16 protein-coding genes are annotated in these 19,664 nt (G+C 70.9%); 5 read left to right on the plus strand and 11 right to left on the minus strand.

Annotation, left to right across the window (positions count from 1 at the left end; all coding sequences use genetic code 11):
• Window positions 1–41: 41 nt before the first annotated feature.
• Window positions 42–2,642, minus strand: coding sequence for an ATP-dependent chaperone ClpB (gene clpB / locus ACZ5Y0_RS14895; RefSeq protein ID WP_469129063.1), 2,601 nt, complete (start codon window positions 2,640–2,642; stop codon window positions 42–44).
• A gap of 117 nt (window positions 2,643–2,759) precedes the next feature.
• Here clpB and ACZ5Y0_RS14900 point away from each other — a divergent pair, with 117 nt between their 5' ends.
• Window positions 2,760–3,173, plus strand: a complete 414-nt coding sequence (locus ACZ5Y0_RS14900) for a pyridoxamine 5'-phosphate oxidase family protein (RefSeq protein WP_469129064.1) — start codon at window positions 2,760–2,762, stop codon at window positions 3,171–3,173.
• A 243-nt stretch (window positions 3,174–3,416) separates the two neighbouring features.
• Here ACZ5Y0_RS14900 and ACZ5Y0_RS14905 read toward each other — a convergent pair whose 3' ends face one another.
• Window positions 3,417–3,755: a hypothetical protein gene (locus ACZ5Y0_RS14905; RefSeq protein ID WP_469129065.1), complete on the minus strand. Its 339-nt coding sequence runs from the start codon at window positions 3,753–3,755 to the stop codon at window positions 3,417–3,419.
• A 1-nt stretch (window position 3,756) separates the two neighbouring features.
• On the minus strand, window positions 3,757–3,951 hold the full coding sequence (locus ACZ5Y0_RS14910; RefSeq protein ID WP_469129066.1) for a hypothetical protein: 195 nt from the start codon (window positions 3,949–3,951) through the stop codon (window positions 3,757–3,759).
• Window positions 3,952–4,053: 102 nt separating this feature from the next.
• Here ACZ5Y0_RS14910 and ACZ5Y0_RS14915 point away from each other — a divergent pair, with 102 nt between their 5' ends.
• Both ACZ5Y0_RS14915 and ACZ5Y0_RS14920 read left to right on the plus strand, forming a co-directional pair.
• The gene (locus tag ACZ5Y0_RS14915) at window positions 4,054–5,070 is read left to right on the plus strand and encodes a helix-turn-helix transcriptional regulator (protein ID WP_469129067.1); all 1,017 of its coding nucleotides are present in this window, start codon (window positions 4,054–4,056) and stop codon (window positions 5,068–5,070) included.
• Complete coding sequence (locus ACZ5Y0_RS14920; protein ID WP_469129068.1) at window positions 5,067–6,050, plus strand: LuxR C-terminal-related transcriptional regulator; 984 nt, start codon at window positions 5,067–5,069, stop codon at window positions 6,048–6,050. The genes ACZ5Y0_RS14915 and ACZ5Y0_RS14920 overlap by 4 nt, the downstream gene beginning before the upstream one ends.
• Here ACZ5Y0_RS14920 and ACZ5Y0_RS14925 read toward each other — a convergent pair.
• From ACZ5Y0_RS14925 to ACZ5Y0_RS14960, 8 genes are all read right to left on the minus strand, one after another.
• Complete coding sequence (locus ACZ5Y0_RS14925) at window positions 6,008–6,979, minus strand: helix-turn-helix transcriptional regulator (RefSeq protein ID WP_469129069.1); 972 nt, start codon at window positions 6,977–6,979, stop codon at window positions 6,008–6,010. The genes ACZ5Y0_RS14920 and ACZ5Y0_RS14925 overlap by 43 nt on opposite strands.
• Window positions 6,980–8,470: 1,491 nt before the next feature.
• On the minus strand, window positions 8,471–9,586 hold the full coding sequence (locus ACZ5Y0_RS14930) for a sugar ABC transporter substrate-binding protein (protein WP_469129070.1): 1,116 nt from the start codon (window positions 9,584–9,586) through the stop codon (window positions 8,471–8,473).
• A gap of 439 nt (window positions 9,587–10,025) precedes the next feature.
• Window positions 10,026–10,358: a DUF5925 domain-containing protein gene (locus ACZ5Y0_RS14935; protein ID WP_469129071.1), complete on the minus strand. Its 333-nt coding sequence runs from the start codon at window positions 10,356–10,358 to the stop codon at window positions 10,026–10,028.
• Window positions 10,359–10,413: 55 nt separating this feature from the next.
• Complete coding sequence (locus ACZ5Y0_RS14940) at window positions 10,414–10,866, minus strand: heat shock protein transcriptional repressor HspR (protein WP_469129072.1); 453 nt, start codon at window positions 10,864–10,866, stop codon at window positions 10,414–10,416.
• A gap of 5 nt (window positions 10,867–10,871) precedes the next feature.
• On the minus strand, window positions 10,872–12,053 hold the full coding sequence (gene dnaJ / locus ACZ5Y0_RS14945) for a molecular chaperone DnaJ (RefSeq protein WP_469129073.1): 1,182 nt from the start codon (window positions 12,051–12,053) through the stop codon (window positions 10,872–10,874).
• 36 nt (window positions 12,054–12,089) lie between these two features.
• Window positions 12,090–12,743 (minus strand): nucleotide exchange factor GrpE, encoded by a 654-nt coding sequence (gene grpE / locus ACZ5Y0_RS14950; protein ID WP_469129074.1) that lies wholly within the window; start codon window positions 12,741–12,743, stop codon window positions 12,090–12,092.
• Window positions 12,740–14,584 carry a molecular chaperone DnaK gene (dnaK, locus tag ACZ5Y0_RS14955; RefSeq protein WP_469129075.1) on the minus strand — a complete coding sequence of 615 codons (1,845 nt, stop codon included), beginning with the start codon at window positions 14,582–14,584 and terminating at the stop codon, window positions 12,740–12,742. Before dnaK ends, grpE begins: the two co-directional genes overlap by 4 nt.
• A 95-nt stretch (window positions 14,585–14,679) precedes the next feature.
• Complete coding sequence (locus ACZ5Y0_RS14960) at window positions 14,680–15,867, minus strand: MraY family glycosyltransferase (RefSeq protein ID WP_469129076.1); 1,188 nt, start codon at window positions 15,865–15,867, stop codon at window positions 14,680–14,682.
• A gap of 217 nt (window positions 15,868–16,084) precedes the next feature.
• On the opposite strand from ACZ5Y0_RS14960, the gene ACZ5Y0_RS14965 reads away from it, so the two are divergent.
• Complete coding sequence (locus ACZ5Y0_RS14965; protein ID WP_469129077.1) at window positions 16,085–18,376, plus strand: (Fe-S)-binding protein; 2,292 nt, start codon at window positions 16,085–16,087, stop codon at window positions 18,374–18,376.
• A 262-nt stretch (window positions 18,377–18,638) separates the two neighbouring features.
• On the plus strand, window positions 18,639–19,643 hold the full coding sequence (locus ACZ5Y0_RS14970; RefSeq protein WP_469129078.1) for a Yip1 family protein: 1,005 nt from the start codon (window positions 18,639–18,641) through the stop codon (window positions 19,641–19,643).
• Window positions 19,644–19,664 lie beyond the last annotated feature (21 nt).

Genomic DNA, 19,664 nt, shown 5'->3' on the forward strand with positions numbered 1-19,664 from the left:
ATTCCGCTCAGGGCGTGCGGCCGCGGGGCCGGACGCCCCGGTCAGAGGGTCTTTCCCGTCGCCGCGGGACCCACGATCAGGCCGTCTCCGAAGGCGTCCACCCGGACCGTGTCGCCGTCCTTGACCTCGCCCGCGAGGATCTCCTTGGCGAGCCGGTCGCCGATGGCGGTCTGGACGAGGCGGCGCAGCGGCCGGGCGCCGTACGCCGGGTCGTTGCCCTCGTCGGCGAGCCAGGCGAGGGCCGCCTCGGTGACCTCCAGGTTGAGCCGCCGCTCGGCCAGCCGCCTGGCGAGCCGGTCGATCTGGAGCCGCGCGATCCGGGCCAGCTCCTCCTTGGTCAGCGCCGAGAAGACGACCAGGTCGTCGAGCCGGTTGAGGAACTCCGGCTTGAAGGACGCCCGGACCACCTCCAGGACCTGCTCCTTCTTCTCCGCCTCGGTGGAGACCGGGTCGACCAGGTACTGGCTGCCCAGGTTGGACGTCAGCACCAGGATGGTGTTGCGGAAGTCGACCGTGCGGCCCTGTCCGTCGGTGAGGCGTCCGTCGTCGAGGACCTGGAGCAGGATGTCGAAGACCTCCGGGTGCGCCTTCTCCACCTCGTCGAGCAGCACCACGCTGTACGGCCTGCGCCGCACCGCCTCGGTGAGCTGGCCGCCCTCCTCGTAGCCGACGTAGCCGGGCGGGGCGCCCACGAGCCGGGCGACGCTGTGCTTCTCGCCGTACTCCGACATGTCGATGCGGATCATGGCCCGCTCGTCGTCGAAGAGGAAGTCGGCGAGCGCCTTGGCCAGCTCGGTCTTGCCGACACCGGTCGGACCGAGGAAGAGGAAGGAGCCGGTCGGGCGGTCGGGGTCGGCGATCCCGGCCCGCGAGCGCCGTACGGCGTCGGACACGGCCCGGACGGCCTCGCCCTGGCCGATGAGCCGCGTGCCCAGCTCGTCCTCCATGCGCAGCAGCTTCTGCGTCTCGCCTTCCAGGAGGCGGCCTGCCGGGATGCCGGTCCAGGAGGCGACGACGTCGGCGATGTCGTCGGAGCCGACCTCCTCCTTGACCATGGTGTCCTTGGCGGCCTCCTCCTCGGCCTCGGACGCGGCCTCCAGGTCGCGCTCCAGGGCCGGGATCTCGCCGTACAGCAGCTTGCTCGCGGTGTCGAAGTCGCCGTCGCGCTGGGCCCGTTCCGCCTGGCCGCGCAGGTCGTCGAGCTTCTCCTTCAGCTCACCGACCCGGTTGAGGGACTGCTTCTCCTTCTCCCAGCGGGCGGTGAGGCCGCGCAGCTCCTCCTCCTTGTCGGCGAGGTCGCGGCGCAGCTTCTCCAGCCGCTCGCGGGAGGCGGGGTCGGTCTCCTTGCCGAGCGCCAGCTCCTCCATCTTCAACCGGTCGACGACCCGCTGGAGTTCGTCGATCTCGACGGGGGACGAGTCGATCTCCATGCGCAGCCGCGAGGCCGCCTCGTCGACGAGGTCGATGGCCTTGTCGGGCAGGAAGCGCGAGGTGATGTACCGGTCGGAGAGGGTGGCCGCGGCGACCAGCGCGCTGTCGGCGATCTGTACCTTGTGATGGGCCTCGTACCGCCCCTTGAGGCCACGCAGGATCGCGATGGTGTCCTCGACGGACGGTTCGGCGACCAGCACCTGCTGGAAGCGCCGCTCCAGCGCCGCGTCCTTCTCGATCCGCTCGCGGTACTCGTCCAGCGTGGTCGCGCCGACCATGCGCAGCTCACCGCGGGCGAGCATCGGCTTCAGCATGTTGCCCGCGTCCATCGAGGAGTCGCCGCCCGCGCCGGCGCCCACCACGGTGTGCAGTTCGTCGATGAAGGTGATGATCTGCCCGTCGGAGTCCTTGATCTCGGCGAGGACGGTCTTCAGCCGCTCCTCGAACTCACCGCGGTACTTGGCGCCGGCGACCATGGCCCCGAGGTCGAGCGAGACGAGCCGCTTGTTCCTGAGGGACTCGGGCACGTCCCCCTTCACGATCCGCTGGGCGAGCCCCTCGACGACGGCGGTCTTGCCGACGCCGGGCTCACCGATGAGGACGGGGTTGTTCTTCGTGCGGCGGGACAGCACCTGGACGACCCGCCGGATCTCGGTGTCCCTGCCGATGACCGGGTCGAGCTTGCCCTCGCGGGCGGCGGCGGTGAAGTCGGTGCCGAACTTCTCCAGCGCCTTGTACTGCCCCTCGGGGTCGGCGCTGGTCACCCGGCGTCCGCCGCGGGCCTTGCGGAAGGCTGCCAGCAGCTTCTTAGCGGTGGCCCCCTGCCGGTCGAGCACCTCGCCCGCCCGGCCGCCCTTCGCGGCGATCCCGATGAGCAGGTGCTCCGTGGAGAGGTACTCGTCGCCGAGGTCCTTGGCGCGTTCCTGGGCGTCCGCGATCACGGCGAGCAGTTCGCGGTTGGGCTGCGGGGGCGCGACGGTGGAGCCGGCCACGCTGGGCAGCGAGCCCAGCACCTGCTCGGCGCCCGTCCGCACGGCGGCCTGGTCCGCGTCGACGGCGGCGAGCAGATCGACGATGTTCTCGTTCTCCTGCCCCTGGAGCAGCGCGAGGAGCAGGTGTGCCGGGGTGAGGTCGGGGTGCCCTTCGGACAGGGCGCGATTGCCGGCGGTCTGGATGGCTTCCCGGCTCCGGTTGGTCAGCTCTGCGTCCACGTTCGCTGTCTCCTCCTCGTGTCAGCCTTCATCACTGACTCTGTCAGCGTACACAAACTTGAGTCTATTCCGCTCAAGGTTGTGCCCGGGAGTCCTCCGCAGGCTAGGTTCCAGGCCATGGCCGCATACCCCCAGGACCCCGGCGCTCCCGACCCGCCCTACCGCGATTTCTGGCGCGAAACACACCTGTGCACCCTGACCACACCACGCCCGGACGGCTCCCCGCACGTCGTTCCCGTCGGAGTGACGTACGACCCCGAGGGCCGGCTGGCCCGGGTGATCGCGGACCGGGCGAGCACGAAGGTGCGCAACGTGCTGGCGGCGGGCACGGAGGGCGCCCGGGTCGCGGTCTGCCAGGTCGACGGGCGGCGCTGGGCCACGCTGGAGGGCCGCGCCTTCGTCCGCGCCGAGCCGGACCGGGTGGCGGAGGCGGAACGCCGTTACGCGGAGCGGTACGGCCGGACGCCGCGCCCCAATCCCGCGCGCGTGGTGATCGAGATCGAGCTGACGCGGGCGATGGGCCGCGGCTGACGGGCCGCGGGCGGTCGGCGACGGGCCGTGGACGACTCACCGCGGACGGCCGGCGACGGCGGGGCCGGGGAGGCCGTCGGCCGGACGAGTGACGTGATCCACAGCGACGGTTTCCGGCCACCTCGTCGGGTCCGACAACCGGAGAGGTCGCCACGAACGACAGCGGGGTCACCGTGTTCAGGTCACGGTGACGCCGCTGCGGGGGGAAGTACCTGAGCGATCTGTTACGACGGGGGAATCGCGTCAGGCACTGCGGGGGGTGGCTGTGATGGTGCGGGGCTGCGGCGGACTCGCCGACTCCGCCAGTTGGTGGTCCCGCTGATCGAGGTTGACGAAGATCATTCCGTACCGGATGGCACACCGTACGGGCTGGGGGGCTCCTCGGGGCCGTCGCAGGCACCGGAAGGCACGTACGTCGTCGTCCTCGTCCCGCGTCACGACGACCGGCTCCCCGAACACCGTCACCATCAACGAGTCACCACTGTGGGGGATGGCGGTGACCAGATCGATGAAGTGCCAGCCCGAGCGGTAGGCCGTGGCCATCTCGCGGCGGAAGGAGCGGTCGTCGGGCGGGGTGGTCACGTCAACTCCTCTCCGTTTCCGTCCCGGCCGCCGGCAGGATGTCGCCGGAGGCGGTCGGACCGGAGACGGCCACCGCGGGCCAGGCGGTGTCGGCCCGGACGTCGCTCTTCTCGCCCGAGAGGCCACCCACCACGCCGACAGCCGCGGCGGCGGAGAAGGCGGCGACAAGCGCCCAGCGAAGCAATCTCTTACGCATAGTCGGCTTCGTCCTCACTTGAAGTCCCTCTTCCCCCGTCGGATAAGACGATGGCTCATTCGGACACGTCATGGCCACACAATCAATGCATCATGTTCCTGCATGTTCAGGACCCTGGGGGGTGGAGATTTGACAACGAATCGGGCCAATAGGGCGCATCCCCATGCGGTGGCCGAACTGTGCGAGGAAGGCAGCCGACTCTACGCGAGCGCGCTGCGGACCGGGCGCGTCGCCCGCTCCGCCGTGGAATCGGCTCCCTGCCTGGTGGAATTCGCCCTCCTGCATCCCGACCCCGACGACCCCGAGTGGCTGCGCCCCACCCCACCCGCCCTCGCGCTCGCGCAGCGCCTCAACCCCATCGAACACGAGATCGCCGAGCGCCGACGGATCTCGGTCCAGCTGTCCGAGGCGTTCGAACCGTTCATGGCCCTCAGCGTCCAGACGGCCCCGCACGCCGACTCCATCACCGTGCTGGAGGGCGGCACCCGCATCAACGCGGCGCTCAACCTCGCCACCTCACAGTGCCAGTCGGAAGTGCTCGCCATCCAGCCCAGCGGCAACCGCCCGGAGCGCAGCCTCACCCAGGGGCTGGAACGCGACCGGCCGCTCCTGGACCGCGGGGTCCGCATCCGCACGCTCTACCAGCACACCGCCCGCTACAGCCCCGAGAAGCTCGCCTACACCGCCCGGCTCTCCGACGGGAAGGCCGAGTACCGCACCATCGACGAGGTGGTCGAGCGGCTGATCATCTGTGACGAGACGGTCGCCTTCATCCCGGCGCGCGAGGACCAGCAGGTCGCCCTGGAACTGCGCCACCCCGGCCTGGTGCGCTACCTGATCAAGGTGTTCGAGTTCCTCTGGGACCGCGCCGTCCCGCTCACCACCGGCGCCCCCTACGAGACGGCCCCCGACGGCATCACCGAGATTCAGCACTCCATCGCCAAGCTCCTCGTCGAGGGTCACGTGGACGAGGCCATCGCCCGCCGTCTCGGCATGAACGTGCGCACCTGCCGGGCCCACATCGCCAAACTCGCGGCGATCCTCGGCAGCGGCAGCCGGGCTCAACTGGGCTTCCTCATCGCGCAGTCGGGAATCCTGGAACAGGACACCGCCGGATGACGACGTCCGTCCACGACCACGGCCCGGACGAGCCCTGTGAGGCGGCTCTGGAGCTGTACGCGCGCGCCCTGCGGTCGGGCCACGTCCCCGCGCGCGAGGGCGCCTCGCCGCCGTGTGCGGTCCATGCCGGGCTGCTCCGCCCGGACCACCGGGACCCGGACCGGCTGCGTCCGGTGCCGCCGGCTGTCGCCCTGCCCCGGCTGCTGCGCGCCGTCGCCGAGGACATCGCCGTCCACCGCCGGCGGGAGACCCGGCTGGCCGAGGCGTTCGAACCGCTCCTCGCCTTCGCCACACCGGACGGCGACGCCACCGGCACCGGTGAGATCCACACGCTGAGCGGGCTCGACCGGATCAACGCGGTCATCACCCGGACCATGGCGGAGGCCTCACAGGAGGTGCTGGCCATCCAGCCGCACGCCGGCCACGCCGGCCCGCCCCGCGAGATCCACAGTCAGGCCCTGGACCGCGACCAGGCCTTCCTGGACCGCGGCGGCCGCATCCGCACCCTCTACCAGCACACCACCCGCCACGCCCCCACGGTGCTGGCCCGTTACGAGCGGCTCCACGGGGACGTCGAGGCCCGCTCCCTCGACGAGGTGACCGAGCGGCTGCTGGTCATCGACCGCGGTGTGGCCTTCATCCCGGCCGCCAAGGACCGCACGCTCGCCCTGGAGATCCGGCTGCCCGCGCTGGTGGACTACCTGGGCACCACCTTCGACCGCCTGTGGCGGCTGGCCACGCCCATGTTCCCCGAGACGGTCACCCAGCCCACCCTGAACGGAGTCACCCCGCGCCAGCGCGCCATCGCCGCGCTGCTCGTCGAGGGCCACACCGACGCCGTCATCGCCGACCGCCTCGGCATGAACATCCGTACGGCCCGGGTGCACATCGCCAAACTCGCCGCCACCCTCGGCAGCGAGAGCCGCGCACAGCTCGGCTACCTCATCGGGCGCTCGGAGATGCTCGACCCGGAGGGCTGAGCGGAGTCCGCGGCGCGCGGCACGTCGAGGCCGACCTGCGCGATACGCACGCCGAGTTGGGTACGGCTGGCCGCCCCGAGCGTCTCCGAGAGGCGGGCGATGTGCGCGCGGCAGGTGCGTACGCTGATGCCGAGGCGTTCGGCGATCACCGCGTCCTGGTGCCCCTCCGCCAGCAGCGCCGCGATGGACTGCTCGCGGTGGGAGACGCCCTCGACACCGGTGTCGGGCAGCGGGGCGGTCAGCGGGACCGCCAGCCGCCACAGCCGTTCGAAGACCGTCCCGAGGTAGGCGACGAGCGCCGGGTGGCGCAGCTCCAGCGCCATCGTGCGGTCGGCGTTGGCGGGAATGAAGGCGACCGTGCGGTCGAAGAGGATCAGCCGGTCGATGACCTCGTCGAGGGTGCGGGCCTCGACCGCGTCGCCCATCAGCTCCAGGTAGTTGAGCAGGCCCTGGCCGTGCCGGGCCACGTGGTTGTAGAGGTCGCGCATCCGCACGCCCCGCCCGCGCAGCGCGAGCGCCCGGTGCAGCCCCTCGGACAGTTCGTGCTCGCGCCGGATGCCACCGGGCTGCACCGTCAGCACCTCGGTGGTGCACGCCTCGGTGGCCTCGTCGAGGGCCGCCTGGATGCGGGAGGCGCCGTCCAGGACGCGGATCGCGGCGCCCTCCCCGGCCAGGGTGCCCGGCGCGGGCCCGCCGAGCCCGGCGTACCACTCGAAGGCGGCGACCGCCGAGCCCATCCGCAGCCGGCTGGCGCTCACCTCGTCGTAGAGGCCGCGCAGCAGCCGGGTCATGACCTCCTGCGGGGAGGTCGGGACCAGCCAGTCCATGTCGTCGGGGTCGGGGTGCAGCAGGGCGAGGTCCAGCAGGCAGGGGACCGGCTCGGCGTCCTGGCGCGGCACCCGGCCCCGCCGTACGGCCCGGGAGTACACGCGGTCCCCGGCCTCGCACAGTCGGTCAGCACCGTGAGGATGCTCCTCCGCCCCGTGCCCGGCCATCGCCCATCCCACCCCCGCTGTCCGCGTGTCGCGCGTCGTCCGCGTTTTCCGCAGCGCAACTATGCGTGGCCCCGGACCGGCTCCGCAACACGGCTCCTCCCGTCGGCCCGCTGGAATTCCGGCCATTTTCGCGGGTTCCTCCCGGCCTCCGCCCCTCCACCGCAACAAGCTGATGCTCCCCGCGTGCGCCCGGCGGCAACCTGGCCGGGTCCTCGTACGCCCGTGCGCTCCCGGTGACCACCGAGTGGCCGCCGCGTCGCGTCCCGCACCCGGCGTCCCCTCATGGCGGACGTGTCGGACGCGTGCACGTCGGCCGATGCGCGGGACGAGGTGTTCGAGCGGCCGGGTGCGGCCAGGAACGCCTACGAGCAGCACCGGCGGTGCCCCAGCCGATCCCACCGGGTGAACCGCTGTCGCCTGTCGCGGAGCCCGGCGGATGGCCGCGTGTTCACCGAGCGGGGCGGGACGTACGCCTTCGCGGATGAGGAACGCCCCTGACCCTGCACCTCGTGACGAACATCCTGGACACCTTCGAGCGGGACCGCGTGACAACGGCCCGCGTGGCCGTGGCGCGCCTCGGACGGCTCGGGTGGCTCCTCGTGCGCGCCACGGACGGGGAGAGGCGCCGGACGGCCGCCGTTCGCCACGGCCGCGGCGCGCCTCGGCCCGTCGTACGGCCGGCGACCGCCTCTCCCCGCCCGTCGCCGACCGGGCGACCCACCCGCCCGGCGTCACGGGCGCGAACACCTCGCCCGCCGAGGCACGGGGCAGGACGGCGGGGCCTGCCGGGACATCGCCCACCCCACCATCGCTCGCCGGTACGCCGTCGGCCGCGGGTCCGGCCGCCCCCTCGCTGCGCCCACCGACCGCCGCCGTGGGCGCCGGCCCCGCGCCCTGATCTTCCTGTCCGGCACCGTGGACGGCCTGGTAGGGGCCTCGTCGGCAGGCCCCCGCACCGACGACCCCGCGATCCGGGACCGGCGACGGCAGACCGGACGTCCCGTCGGCCCGGTACCGACGGCCGAGCGAGTCCGGGCCCGGCTCGCCGCCCCGAGCCCTCGTCCCCCGCTCCGACCGCGGGCGGAGACCTGCGTCCGCCCCCTCGCCCAACCCGACCGGGCGGGGGCCGACTTCGCACGCGCGACCGTACGGCCGACGCGCGCTGCCCGCGCCGAAGGCCGCCGTCCAGGCATACGGGAGACGTCTGGACGGCGGCCTTCGGCAAGGCGTACGGCCGTGCGGCGGCATGGCCCGACCGGGACCGAACCGGCCCGCGTACCGGTCTCCTCGGCCGCCGCACGCACCGGCGAGGACGGCGCCGCACGCCCGCACCGGCGGGGTGCTCCGGGGCGCCTGCTCGACCTGTCCGGCACGGACGACGTCCGCCGGGTGGGCACCGCCGGCCGGTTCCCCGGCTCGCGCCGCTCAGTTCAGCTTGAGGGCCTGGCAGGCGGCCGCGTACTTGGCGGTGCAGATGTCGGACGCCTTGTAGATGCCGTCCGCGATGACGGTCTCCTTGATGTTCTTCTTGGTCAGCGCCACCACCGTGACCAGCTGGGCCGGGATCTTCTTGTCGGTGGGGCTGTCGACCTTGTCGCGGGTCAGGGCGTCGAACTCGATGTCACGGCCCTGCACCCTGGCGACGGCCATCTCCGCGGCCGCCTCCGCCATCTGCGGGTAGGGCTTGTACACGCTCATGTACTGCTCGCCGCCGATGATCCGCTGCACCGCGGGCAGCTCCGCGTCCTGTCCGGTGATCGGCGGCAGTTCCTCGACGCCCGCGGCGCGCAGCGCCTTGATGATGCCGCCCGCCATGGCGTCGTTGGCGGAGTAGACGGCCGCGATGTTGCCCTTGCCGATCTTCGCGATCGCCTCGGCCATGTTGGACTGGGCGATCTCCGGGCTCCAGTCCTTGGTGTCGAAGGACTCGGCGATCGTCACCCGGCCGCTCAGCTCCGACATCGCGCCGTCCTTGAACTGCTTGGCGTTCGGGTCGGTGGGCGAGCCGTTCATCATGACGATCTTGTCGGCGGTGCTGGGCGACTCGATCGACTCCACCAGCGTGCGGCCCTGCACCTCGCCGACCAGCTCGTTGTCGAAGGAGACGTACGCGTCGATCGGACCCTCGGCGAGACGGTCGTAGGCGATGACCGGGATACCGGCGTCCTTCGCCTTCTGCACGGTGTCCGCGATGGCGTGCGAGTCGACGGCGTCGAGCAGGATGATGTCGACCTTCTCGTCGATCATCCGCTCCATCTGGGTCACCTGCGTCGCGCTCTTGGCGCCCGCGTTGGCGTACTCGGTCTTGCCCTTGTTGCCGGTGAGGGAGGCGACCTTCGCCTTGATGATGGGGTAGTCGAACTCCTCGTAACGGGTGTTCGTCTTCTCCGGCATCAGCACACCGACGGTGATGTCGTTGCTCTTCGTCGGCGTCGCTTCGCCGCTGTCCTCCGTCGCGCTCAGCATCCCGCATCCGGCGAGCGAGAGGGACATCGTGGAGGCAGCCACGGCTATGGCGATACGACGCATTCGAGGGCTCACTTCAGGTGCGTTCCGGACATGGGTGCGACATGTTGACCCAGGTGGCTCAAAAGCCAACGCGGCGGCGGACGTCGGCGTCAAGCCGTACTACTTAACGAAGTGACAACATCACCCTCCGCTCAACACGTGAAGACGCATGGAGACGAGAGGGAAACCTCTCCGAACACCCTTTACCGACCCTCCACCCAAAGGGAGTTCACGAACCGACGAGCAAGCGCGTCACCGGGTCCGTCCCTCACGGATCGTGACCACGACGGACCGTCAGTCCGTCTCCACTCGCCCGCGAGGACCGTCCGGCCACCCTCACTCGAACAGAGGAACGCACGAAGCCGGCCAGACTCGCGACAGCCGTCGCGCTCGTCACGACCGCCGGTCTCCTCACCGCCGTCACCGCGCCCGCTCCGGCGGCGACCACCCGCGCCTCGTCCCTGCACAGGCGTCAGATCCCCCCGCACGCCGCCTCCACCACGTACACGGGACACCGCCCTCCCGCTGGTCGGCGCCCGGCACTGCGGCCGACGGCACGCCTACGACGAGGTGGGGCGACGAGCCGACGGGCATCGCCGTCAGGACCGGCGGCGCCACCGCGTGAAGCGGCGCCCGACGTCGCGGTGGCGGTGACGTCCGCGTCGCGGTTCCAGCGGGAGACCAGCAGCGTCCAGCCGTCGCCGTCGGCGAGGGTGGCGCTGCGGTCGTCGTCGCGGGCGACGCGCAGCACGCGCGCGTCGGGCGGGACAAGGTCGGCGCGTCGCCCCTCGCGCGTCCGGCGCACAGGAAGGGGCCCGGAGGAATCAACCTCCGGGCCCCTTCCGCGTGTTGCCGTGCCGTCAGTCGGGCGACTGCTGTCGCCTCGGACGCCACACCACCAGTGCGCTGGTGTGCTGGACCTCCTGGTACGGCACCAGATCGCGCCGGTAGGACGCGTGCACCGCGGCCTCGCGCTGCTGCATGGCCGCCGCCGCGCCGTCCAGCGCCGACTCCAGTTCCGCCACGCGGGACTGGAGGGCCAGGACCTGGTTCTCCAGCTCGATGATCCGCTTGATGCCCGCCAGGTTGATGCCTTCGTCCTGCGACAACTGCTGCACGGTGCGCAGCAGTTCGATGTCGCGGGCCGAGTAGCGGCGACCCCGGCCGGCGGTGCGGTCCGGGGACACCAGGCCCAGGCGGTCGTACTGGCGCAGTGTCTGCGGATGCAGGCCGGAGAGCTGGGCCGCCACCGAGATGACGTAGACCGGGGTCTCCTCCGTCAGTTCATACGGATTGCGCCGACGGCCGTCCATCACTCTCAAGCTCCCTTCGCTGCCTCGAACAGCTCCGCCCGCGGGTCCTCACCCGCGGTCGCCTCGCGATACGCCTCCAGTGCGTCCCGAGCATTCCCCGAGAGGTCCTTCGGAACACTCACCTCGACGGTGACCAGCAGATCGCCACGGGTGCCGTCCTTGCGGACCGCACCCTTGCCGCGCGCCCGCATCGTGCGCCCGTTCGGCGTGCCGGGCGGCAGCTTCAGCGTGAGCGACGGGCCGCCCAGCGTGGGCACCTTGATCTCGCCGCCGAGGGCCGCCTCCGCGAACGTCACCGGCACGGTCACCGTGAGGTTGTCGTCCTTGCGGCCGAACACCGGGTGCCCGTCGACATGGACGAGCACGTACAGATCGCCGGCCGGGCCGCCGCGTTCACCGGGCGCGCCCTTGCCGCGCAGCCGGATGCGCTGCCCGTCGGTGACGGCCGCCGGGATGCGGACCTGCATGGTGCGCGAGGACTTGGCACGGCCGCTGCCCTTGCACTCCATGCAGGGGTGCTCGGCGATCAGCCCGCGGCCCTTGCAGTCCGGGCAGGGGTCCGTCAGCGAGAACCCGCCGCCCGAGCCCCGCGCCACCTGGCCGGTGCCGACACAGGTCGGGCACACGCGCGGCGTGCCGTTCTTGTCGCCCGTGCCGGAGCAGGCCTTGCACGGGGACTGCGAGGACATGCGCAGCGGAACCGTCGCGCCCTCGATGGCTTCCGTGAAGGTCAGGGTGACCTCGGTGTCGATGTCCTGCCCGCGCCGGGGCTGGGTACGGGTGCCCGGACCCGCGCCGCCGCGGTTGAACAGGCCGCCGAACACGTCACCGAGTCCGCCGCCGAAGCCGCCGGCTCCCTGGCCGCCGCCCTGGGCACCCCCGAAGAGGTCGCCCAGGTCGAAGTTGAAGGAGCCGCCGCCCGCGCCCGGCCCCGGACGGAACCCGCCGTTGCCGAAGAGGGCGCGTGCCTCGTCGTACTCCTTGCGCTTCTTGGGGTCGCCGAGGATGTCGTTCGCCTCGGAGATCTCCTTGAAACGCTCCTCGGCCTTGGCGTTGCCCTTGTTGGCGTCCGGGTGGAACTCGCGGGCGAGCTTCCGGTACGCCTTCTTGATCTCGGCCTCGGTGGCGTCCTTGGGGACGCCGAGGACCTTGTAGTAGTCCTTCTCGATGAAGTCCTTGGTGCTCATCCTCGACGTCCCTCCTTCCTCGACCGCCTGTCAAGCTCAGCCCTCGTCCGGGCCACCGCTCTCCTCGTCGTCGCCGGCCTCCGCCTCGTCGCCCTTGACGGCCTGCGCGCCGGGCTGGGGCTCGGCGACCGCCACACGTGCGGGGCGGATGGTGCGCTCGCCGATCCGGTACCCGGGCTGGAGAATCGCCACGCATGTGGTCTCGGTGACGTCCGGGGCGTAACTGTGCATCAGGGCCTCGTGGATCGTCGGGTCGAAGGGCTCGCCCTCCTTGCCGAACTGCTGGAGGCCCATCTTCGCCGCGACGGTCTCCAGTGACTCGGCGACGGACTTGAACCCGCCGACGAGTTCCCCGTGTTCGCGCGCGCGGCCGATGTCGTCGAGCACGGGCAGGAGTTCGGTCAGGAGGTTCGCGACGGCGATCTCCTTGACCGCGATCCGGTCCCGCTCGACCCGGCGACGGTAGTTCTGGAACTCGGCCTGGAGCCGCTGGAGGTCCGCCGTGCGCTCGTCGAGCGCCTTGCGGGCCTGGTCCAGCTGGGCCACCAGCGCCGCTGTCTGGTTCGCGTCCCCGGCCGGGTCCGTCCCCTCCGCCGCAGCGGAGGAGTCGGCCTTCGGCTCGGCGTCTTCAGGGGTGGCGCCGGAGGGGACGTCGGGCTTCTCCTCGAAGCCCGGGGTCTCCTCCGTCACGCGGCACCGTCCTTGCGCTCGTCGTCCACGATCTCGGCGTCCACCACGTCGTCGTCGGCGGCCTTGGCACCGGCGCCCGGAGCCTCGCCACCGGCGGCCTGACCGGCCTGGGCGTCGGCGTACATGGCCTGGCCCAGCTTCTGGGAGACGGCCGCGACCTTCTCGGTGGCGGTGCGGATCTCGGCGGTGTCCTCGCCCTTGAGGGCTTCCTTCAGCTCGCCGATCGCGCTCTCGACCTCGGTCTTGATCTCGCCCGGAACCTTGTCCTCGTTGTCCTTGAGGAACTTCTCGGTCTGGTAGACGAGCTGCTCGCCCTGGTTGCGGGCCTCGGCGGCCTCGCGGCGACGGTGGTCCTCGTCCGCGTACTGCTCGGCCTCCTGGCGCATGCGGTCGACCTCGTCCTTCGGCAGCGAGGAGCCGCCGGTGACGGTCATCTTCTGCTCCTTGCCCGTGCCGAGGTCCTTCGCGGTCACGTGCATGATGCCGTTGGCGTCGATGTCGAAGGAGACCTCGATCTGCGGGACGCCACGCGGGGCCGGCGGCAGACCGGTCAGCTCGAACATCCCGAGCTTCTTGTTGTACGCCGCGATCTCGCGCTCGCCCTGGTAGACCTGGATCTGCACGGACGGCTGGTTGTCCTCGGCGGTGGTGAAGATCTCGGACCGCTTGGTCGGGATCGTCGTGTTCCGCTCGATGAGCTTGGTCATGATGCCGCCCTTGGTCTCGATACCGAGGGACAGCGGGGTGACGTCGAGGAGCAGGACGTCCTTGACCTCGCCCTTGAGGACACCGGCCTGGAGCGAGGCGCCGATGGCGACGACCTCGTCCGGGTTCACACCCTTGTTGGCGTCCTTGCCGCCGGTCAGCTCCCTGACCAGCTCGGCGACGGCGGGCATACGCGTGGAGCCGCCGACGAGAACGACGTGGTCGATCTCGGAGAGGTTGATGCCGGCGTCCTTGATGACGTTGTGGAACGGCGTCTTGCAGCGCTCCAGCAGGTCCGCGGTCAACTGCTGGAACTGAGCGCGCGTGAGCTTCTCGTCCAGGTGCAGCGGGCCTTCGGCGGACGCCGTGATGTACGGCAGGTTGATCGAGGTCTCGGTGGACGAGGACAGCTCGATCTTGGCCTTCTCGGCGGCCTCACGGAGGCGCTGGAGGGCCATCTTGTCCTTGGCGAGGTCCACGCCGTGACCGGACTTGAACTGCTGCACCAGGTAGTCGACGACCCGCTGGTCCCAGTCGTCACCGCCGAGGTGGTTGTCGCCGTTGGTGGCCTTCACCTCGACGACGCCGTCACCGATCTCCAGGAGGGACACGTCGAAGGTGCCGCCACCGAGGTCGAAGACGAGGATCGTCTGGTCGTCCTTGTCGAGGCCGTACGCGAGCGCGGCCGCGGTGGGCTCGTTGACGATGCGAAGGACGTTGAGACCGGCGATCTCACCGGCTTCCTTCGTCGCCTGGCGCTCGGAGTCGTTGAAGTACGCCGGGACGGTGATGACCGCGTCGGTCACCTTCTCGCCCAGGTAGGACTCGGCGTCCCGCTTCAGCTTCTGCAGGATGAACGCGGAGATCTGCTGCGGGTTGAAGTCCTTGCCGTCGAGCTGGATCTTCCAGTCGGTGCCCATGTGACGCTTCACCGAACGGATGGTCCGGTCCACGTTCGTGACCGCCTGGCGCTTGGCCACCTCGCCGACCAGCACCTCGCCGTTCTTGGCGAAGGCGACGACGGACGGCGTGGTCCTGGCACCCTCGGCGTTGGTGATGACGGTGGGCTCGCCGCCCTCCAGAACGCTGACGACGGAGTTAGTTGTGCCCAGGTCGATGCCGACCGCACGTGCCATGGTGATCTTCCTCCAGCTGACTTGAGTGGAACAGGCTCAAGTGTGCACCACACTCACCGCTGGGTCAACAGACATGAGTCAGCTGGACTCAACTCTTATCCGTTCCTTACACGCAAGGAGCCGCTGACCTGCGATGATTCGATACGGCGCGCTGCCCGCAGGGGTGATTCGGCCGATTCCCGAGGGCGCTGAACCAGGGACACGGGTTGCCGTCGGGGACGGAAACGGCCACGCGGGGAGAGCCGTGCGGGGACCGCGCGCCCCACCCGCAGACCATGACCCGGGCGCGCCCGCGCACCTGTCCGTCCCTGCCCCGGCACCCGCGCGCGTACGCGCCACAGCACGAGCACGACGACCGGCACACCTCCCGCCACCCAGAGCACGGCCCGCGCGCCCAGCCCCTGGGTGTGCACCAGCGTCCCCACGAGCACCCCGGCGAAGGCGGCCACACCGACGCCCACCGCCGCTCCGGCGGGCGTGAGGCCGATCCGCCGCAGCCGGTGGGCGAGATGGTCGGGTCCTCGGCGCAGCAGCGGGCGGCCGGCCGTGCGCCGGATCAGCACGACGAGCGCGACGTCGGCGACGGCGACCGCGGTGAGCGCGAACAGCACGCCCGCCCCGGTGGCGGCGTCCTGTCCCGCGCGCGCGGTGACGGCCGCGGCGGCGAGCAGGAAGCCGGTGAACAGGGCGCCACAGCCGCCGAGCGCCACCCGCGCGGGAGGCCAGTTGTGCATGAGGAAGCCCGTCAGCGCGGCGGCGAGCACGCTCAGCAGCACCGCGAGACCGTCCCTCACCTCGGCCGCGGCACAGGCGGCCACCCCGAAGGCGGTGACGACCCCGACGGTGCCGGCCACCCCGTCGGCGTGGTCGAGCGCCCGGAAGGCGAGGGCGACGAAGGCGATCCAGCCGACGGCGGCCACTCCGGCGGGGGCACCGGTGTCGCCGTACGGGACGACGAAGGCCGCCGCCACCGCCGTACCGACCACGAGGAAGCGTGTCTTCAGCCGCCAGGCGTCCGCGGCCAGGCCGAGGACGGCGACGCCCGCGCCGGCGGCGAGGAACGTGCCCATGTCCTCACCGAGCGGCGCGAAGCCGGTGCGGTCGCCGGTGACGGCGACGAGGCAGGTGGCGAGGACGACGGCGACGCCCCCGGACAGCGGAACGCGTCGCTGGCGCTGCCGCCGGTCGAGCAGCCCGAGGCGCAGGGCGGGGACGCGCAGCAGCGCGGCGAGGACGGCGGCGAGGAGCAGGGCGGTGGTGGCGGCGACGATCCCGTAGAGCACGGATATAAATTAGTCATAAATGTACCAATTTGGTACGAATAACACGGTGAGATTTCCACCATTCCTGAGGTGACCCTCAGCGATCCAGATCACCCCGCGCCCGGCTACAGTGCGGCAGAAGATAGGGGTAGTCTCAGACGGACTGCATAAGTTACCGCTTAGTAATGTCGGCGCCGCCGACGAGACCCCGCAAACCTCGCAGGCCCGAGGAGCCCCCATGCAACTCGCCGCGATCATCGTGTCGCTGGCCCTGACCGTGGTCGGCGTCGCCCTGCTCGCCCGCGCCATCGGCCAGTTCGTCCGGTACTTCAGGCTGGGCCAGCCGGTCCCGGCCGGCACCCGGACCGACAACCCCTACCAGCGCAGCGTGACACTCGTCCGCGAGTTCCTCGGCCACACGCGCATGAACCGTTGGGGCATCGTCGGCTTCGCCCACTGGTTCGTGGCCGTCGGCTTCCTGACGCTGCCGCCCACCCTGGCGCAGGCGTTCGGCCAGCTGTTCCAGGCCGACTGGACGCTGCCGCTCATCGGTGAGTTCCTGCCGTTCGAGATGTACATCGAGTTCATCGGCGTGATGACGATCCTCGGCATCGCCGTACTCATCGTGATCCGCCTGCTGAGCCTGCCCTCCCGGCCCGGCCGCAAGTCCCGCTTCGCGGGCTCCAAGGCAGGTCAGGCGTACTTCGTCGAGTACGTCATCCTCACCATCGGCCTCGCCATCTACGTGCTGCGCGGCCTCGAGGGCGCGCTCCACCACGTCGAGCACTACGAGGCCGGCTACTTCGCCTCGTACCCGCTGGTCCTCGCCTTCAAGGGCCTGTCGGTCGGCGTGCTGCAGAACCTCGTGTACCTCACCGCGATGATCAAGATCGGGACGTCCTTCGTCTGGATGATCGTCGTCTCGCTGAACATCAACATGGGTGTCGCCTGGCACCGCTTCCTCGCCTTCCCGAACATCTGGTTCAAGCGCGAGGCCGACGGCGGCACGGCCCTCGGCGCCCTCCAGCCGATGACGTCCGGCGGCAAGCCGATCGACTTCACCGACCCCGGCGACGACGACGTCTTCGGCGTCTCCCAGGTCGAGCAGTTCTCCTGGAAGGGCCTGCTGGACTTCTCCACCTGCACCGAGTGCGGGCGTTGCCAGTCGCAGTGCCCCGCCTGGAACACCGGCAAGCCGCTTTCCCCCAAGCTCCTGATCATGTCCCTGCGCGACCACGCGCACGCCAAGGCCCCCTACCTGCTGGCCGGCGGCGGCAAGACCATGGAGGGCGAGGAGAAGGCGTCCGAGGAGCAGCTCGCCTCGGTGCCCGCGGCGGCACTGGCCGAGGCCGAGCGCCCCCTCATCGGCACCGCCGAGGAGAACGGCGTCATCGACCCGGACGTCCTGTGGTCCTGCACCACCTGCGGCGCCTGTGTCGAGCAGTGCCCGGTCGACATCGAGCACGTCGACCACATCGTCGACATGCGCCGCTACCAGGTGATGATCGAGTCGTCGTTCCCGTCCGAGGCGGGCACGATGCTCAAGAACCTGGAGAAGAAGGGCAACCCCTGGGGCCTGGCCAAGAAGCAGCGCCTGGAGTGGACGAAGGAAGTCGACTTCGAGGTGCCGGTCGTCGGCAGGGACATCGAGGACCTGTCCGAGGTCGAGTACCTGTACTGGGTCGGCTGCGCCGGCGCCCTGGAGGACCGCGCCAAGAAGACCACCAAGGCCTTCGCCGAACTCCTCCACATCGCGGGCGTGAAGTTCGCGATCATGGGTGGCGACGAGAAGTGCACCGGTGACTCCGCCCGCCGTCTCGGCAACGAGCCCCTGTTCCAGGAGCTGGGCATGGAGAACGTCATGGCGCTGAACATGGCGTTCGGCGAGGAGACGGACGAAGAGGGCAAGGTCACCGAGGAGTCCCGCAAGCCCCGGTCGGCGAAGAAGATCGTCGCCACCTGCCCGCACTGCCTCAACACCATCGGCAACGAGTACCCGCAGCTCGGCGGCGACTACGAGGTCATCCACCACACGCAGCTGCTCCAGCACCTCATCGACGAGGGCAAGCTGATCCCTGTGACCCCGGTCGACGGCCTCATCACCTACCACGACCCCTGCTACCTGGGCCGCCACAACAAGATCTACTCGCCGCCGCGGGAGATCATGACCGCGGTGCCGGGCCTGCGCCAGCAGGAGATGCACCGCCACAAGGAACGCGGCTTCTGCTGCGGCGCCGGCGGCGCGCGGATGTGGATGGAGGAGCGGATCGGCAAGCGCATCAACAACGAGCGCGTCGACGAGGCTCTGTCCCTGAACCCCGACATCGTCTCCACCGCCTGCCCCTTCTGCCTCGTCATGCTCACGGACTCCGTGAACGGCAAGAAGAACGACGGCAAGGCCAAGGAGTCCGTCCAGGTCGTGGACGTCGCCCAGCTCCTCCTCGACTCCGTCAAGACCCCGGTCGACGACGAACCCCCCGCGGGTACGGCCGAGTCGGAGAACGAGCCGGAGCCCCAGCCGGTGAAGTGACCGCCGGCGACGGTACGTCGCGACGCCCCCTGTCCCGAGCGGACGGGGGGCGTCGTCGTGCGGGAGCCGTGCGGTGATGCGGGAGCCATGCGGTGATGCGGGGCCGCGCGTGGCCGTGCGTGGCCGTGCGTCGGAGCCACGCGTGGTGACGCGGGGAGCCGTGGGTGGTCGTGTGGGAGCCGGGATACGGCTCCTGGGTCGCCCCTCGCCGTACTCCGGGCCCCGGGTCCCCCGGACGGTCGTACGGGTCTGCCCTTAGGGGATGTCACAGGTCGGCCGCAAAGCCGCTTCCGGGGGGCCGGGCCCCGCACGTCACTCTGCGGGACCAGGTACGTTCGATGACGTGGCTGGATTCAGGATCGGACGTGGCGGCCGGGACGGCCGCGCCCCGCAAGCGCGACCCCATGACCCGCCCCACGGGCAGCAGACGCCCCAGGGGCCGCCGCCGCACGGCTACTCGCCGGCGCAGCAGCCGTACCCGCCGCAGCAGCGGCCGCAGTACGGCGGAGGCGGAGGCCGGCAGTGGCCCCCGTCGGACGGCGGAGGCCAGAGGGGCGGCGAGCCGGAGTACTTCGGCGGCGGCGACAACTACGGCGCGCCCCCGCACGACCCGTACGCCGCGAACAACCCGGGTCACACCCAGGCGTTCTCGATCGACGACCACCAGCAGTACAACCAGGGCGAGACGTACCACGCGGGCACCGCCGCCCCGGCCGGCCCGACCGGCCCGCGCCTGCACTGGAAGGAACTCCTGCGGGGCGTCGTCCTGTCCCCCGACCGGACGTTCCTGCGGATGCGGGACTATTCGCTGTGGGGCCCCGCCCTCGTCGTCACCTTCCTCTACGGCCTGCTCGCGGTGTTCGGCTTCGACGACACGCGCCAGGACACGATCAACGCGACGCTGTCCAACGCCATCCCGATCGTCCTGACGACGGCCGTGGCGATGGTTCTCAGCTCCTTCGTCCTGGGCGTCGTCACCCACACCCTGGCCCGCCAGCTCGGCGGCGACGGCGCCTGGCAGCCCACGGTCGGCCTCTCCATGCTGATCATGTCGCTCACTGACGCCCCGCGCCTGGTGGTCGCGATGTTCGCGGGCGGCGACGCGTCGTTCGTGCAGCTGCTGGGCTGGGCCACCTGGGTCGCCGCCGGCGCCCTCCTCACCCTCATGGTCAGCCGCTCCCACGACCTGCCCTGGCCGAAGGCGCTGGGCGCGTCGGCGATCCAGCTGATCGCCATCCTGTCGATCGTGAAGCTGGGCACGTTCTGACACCAGGACCAGGACCGGCAC

Source organism: Streptomyces sp. NPDC033216, assembly GCF_055577115.1.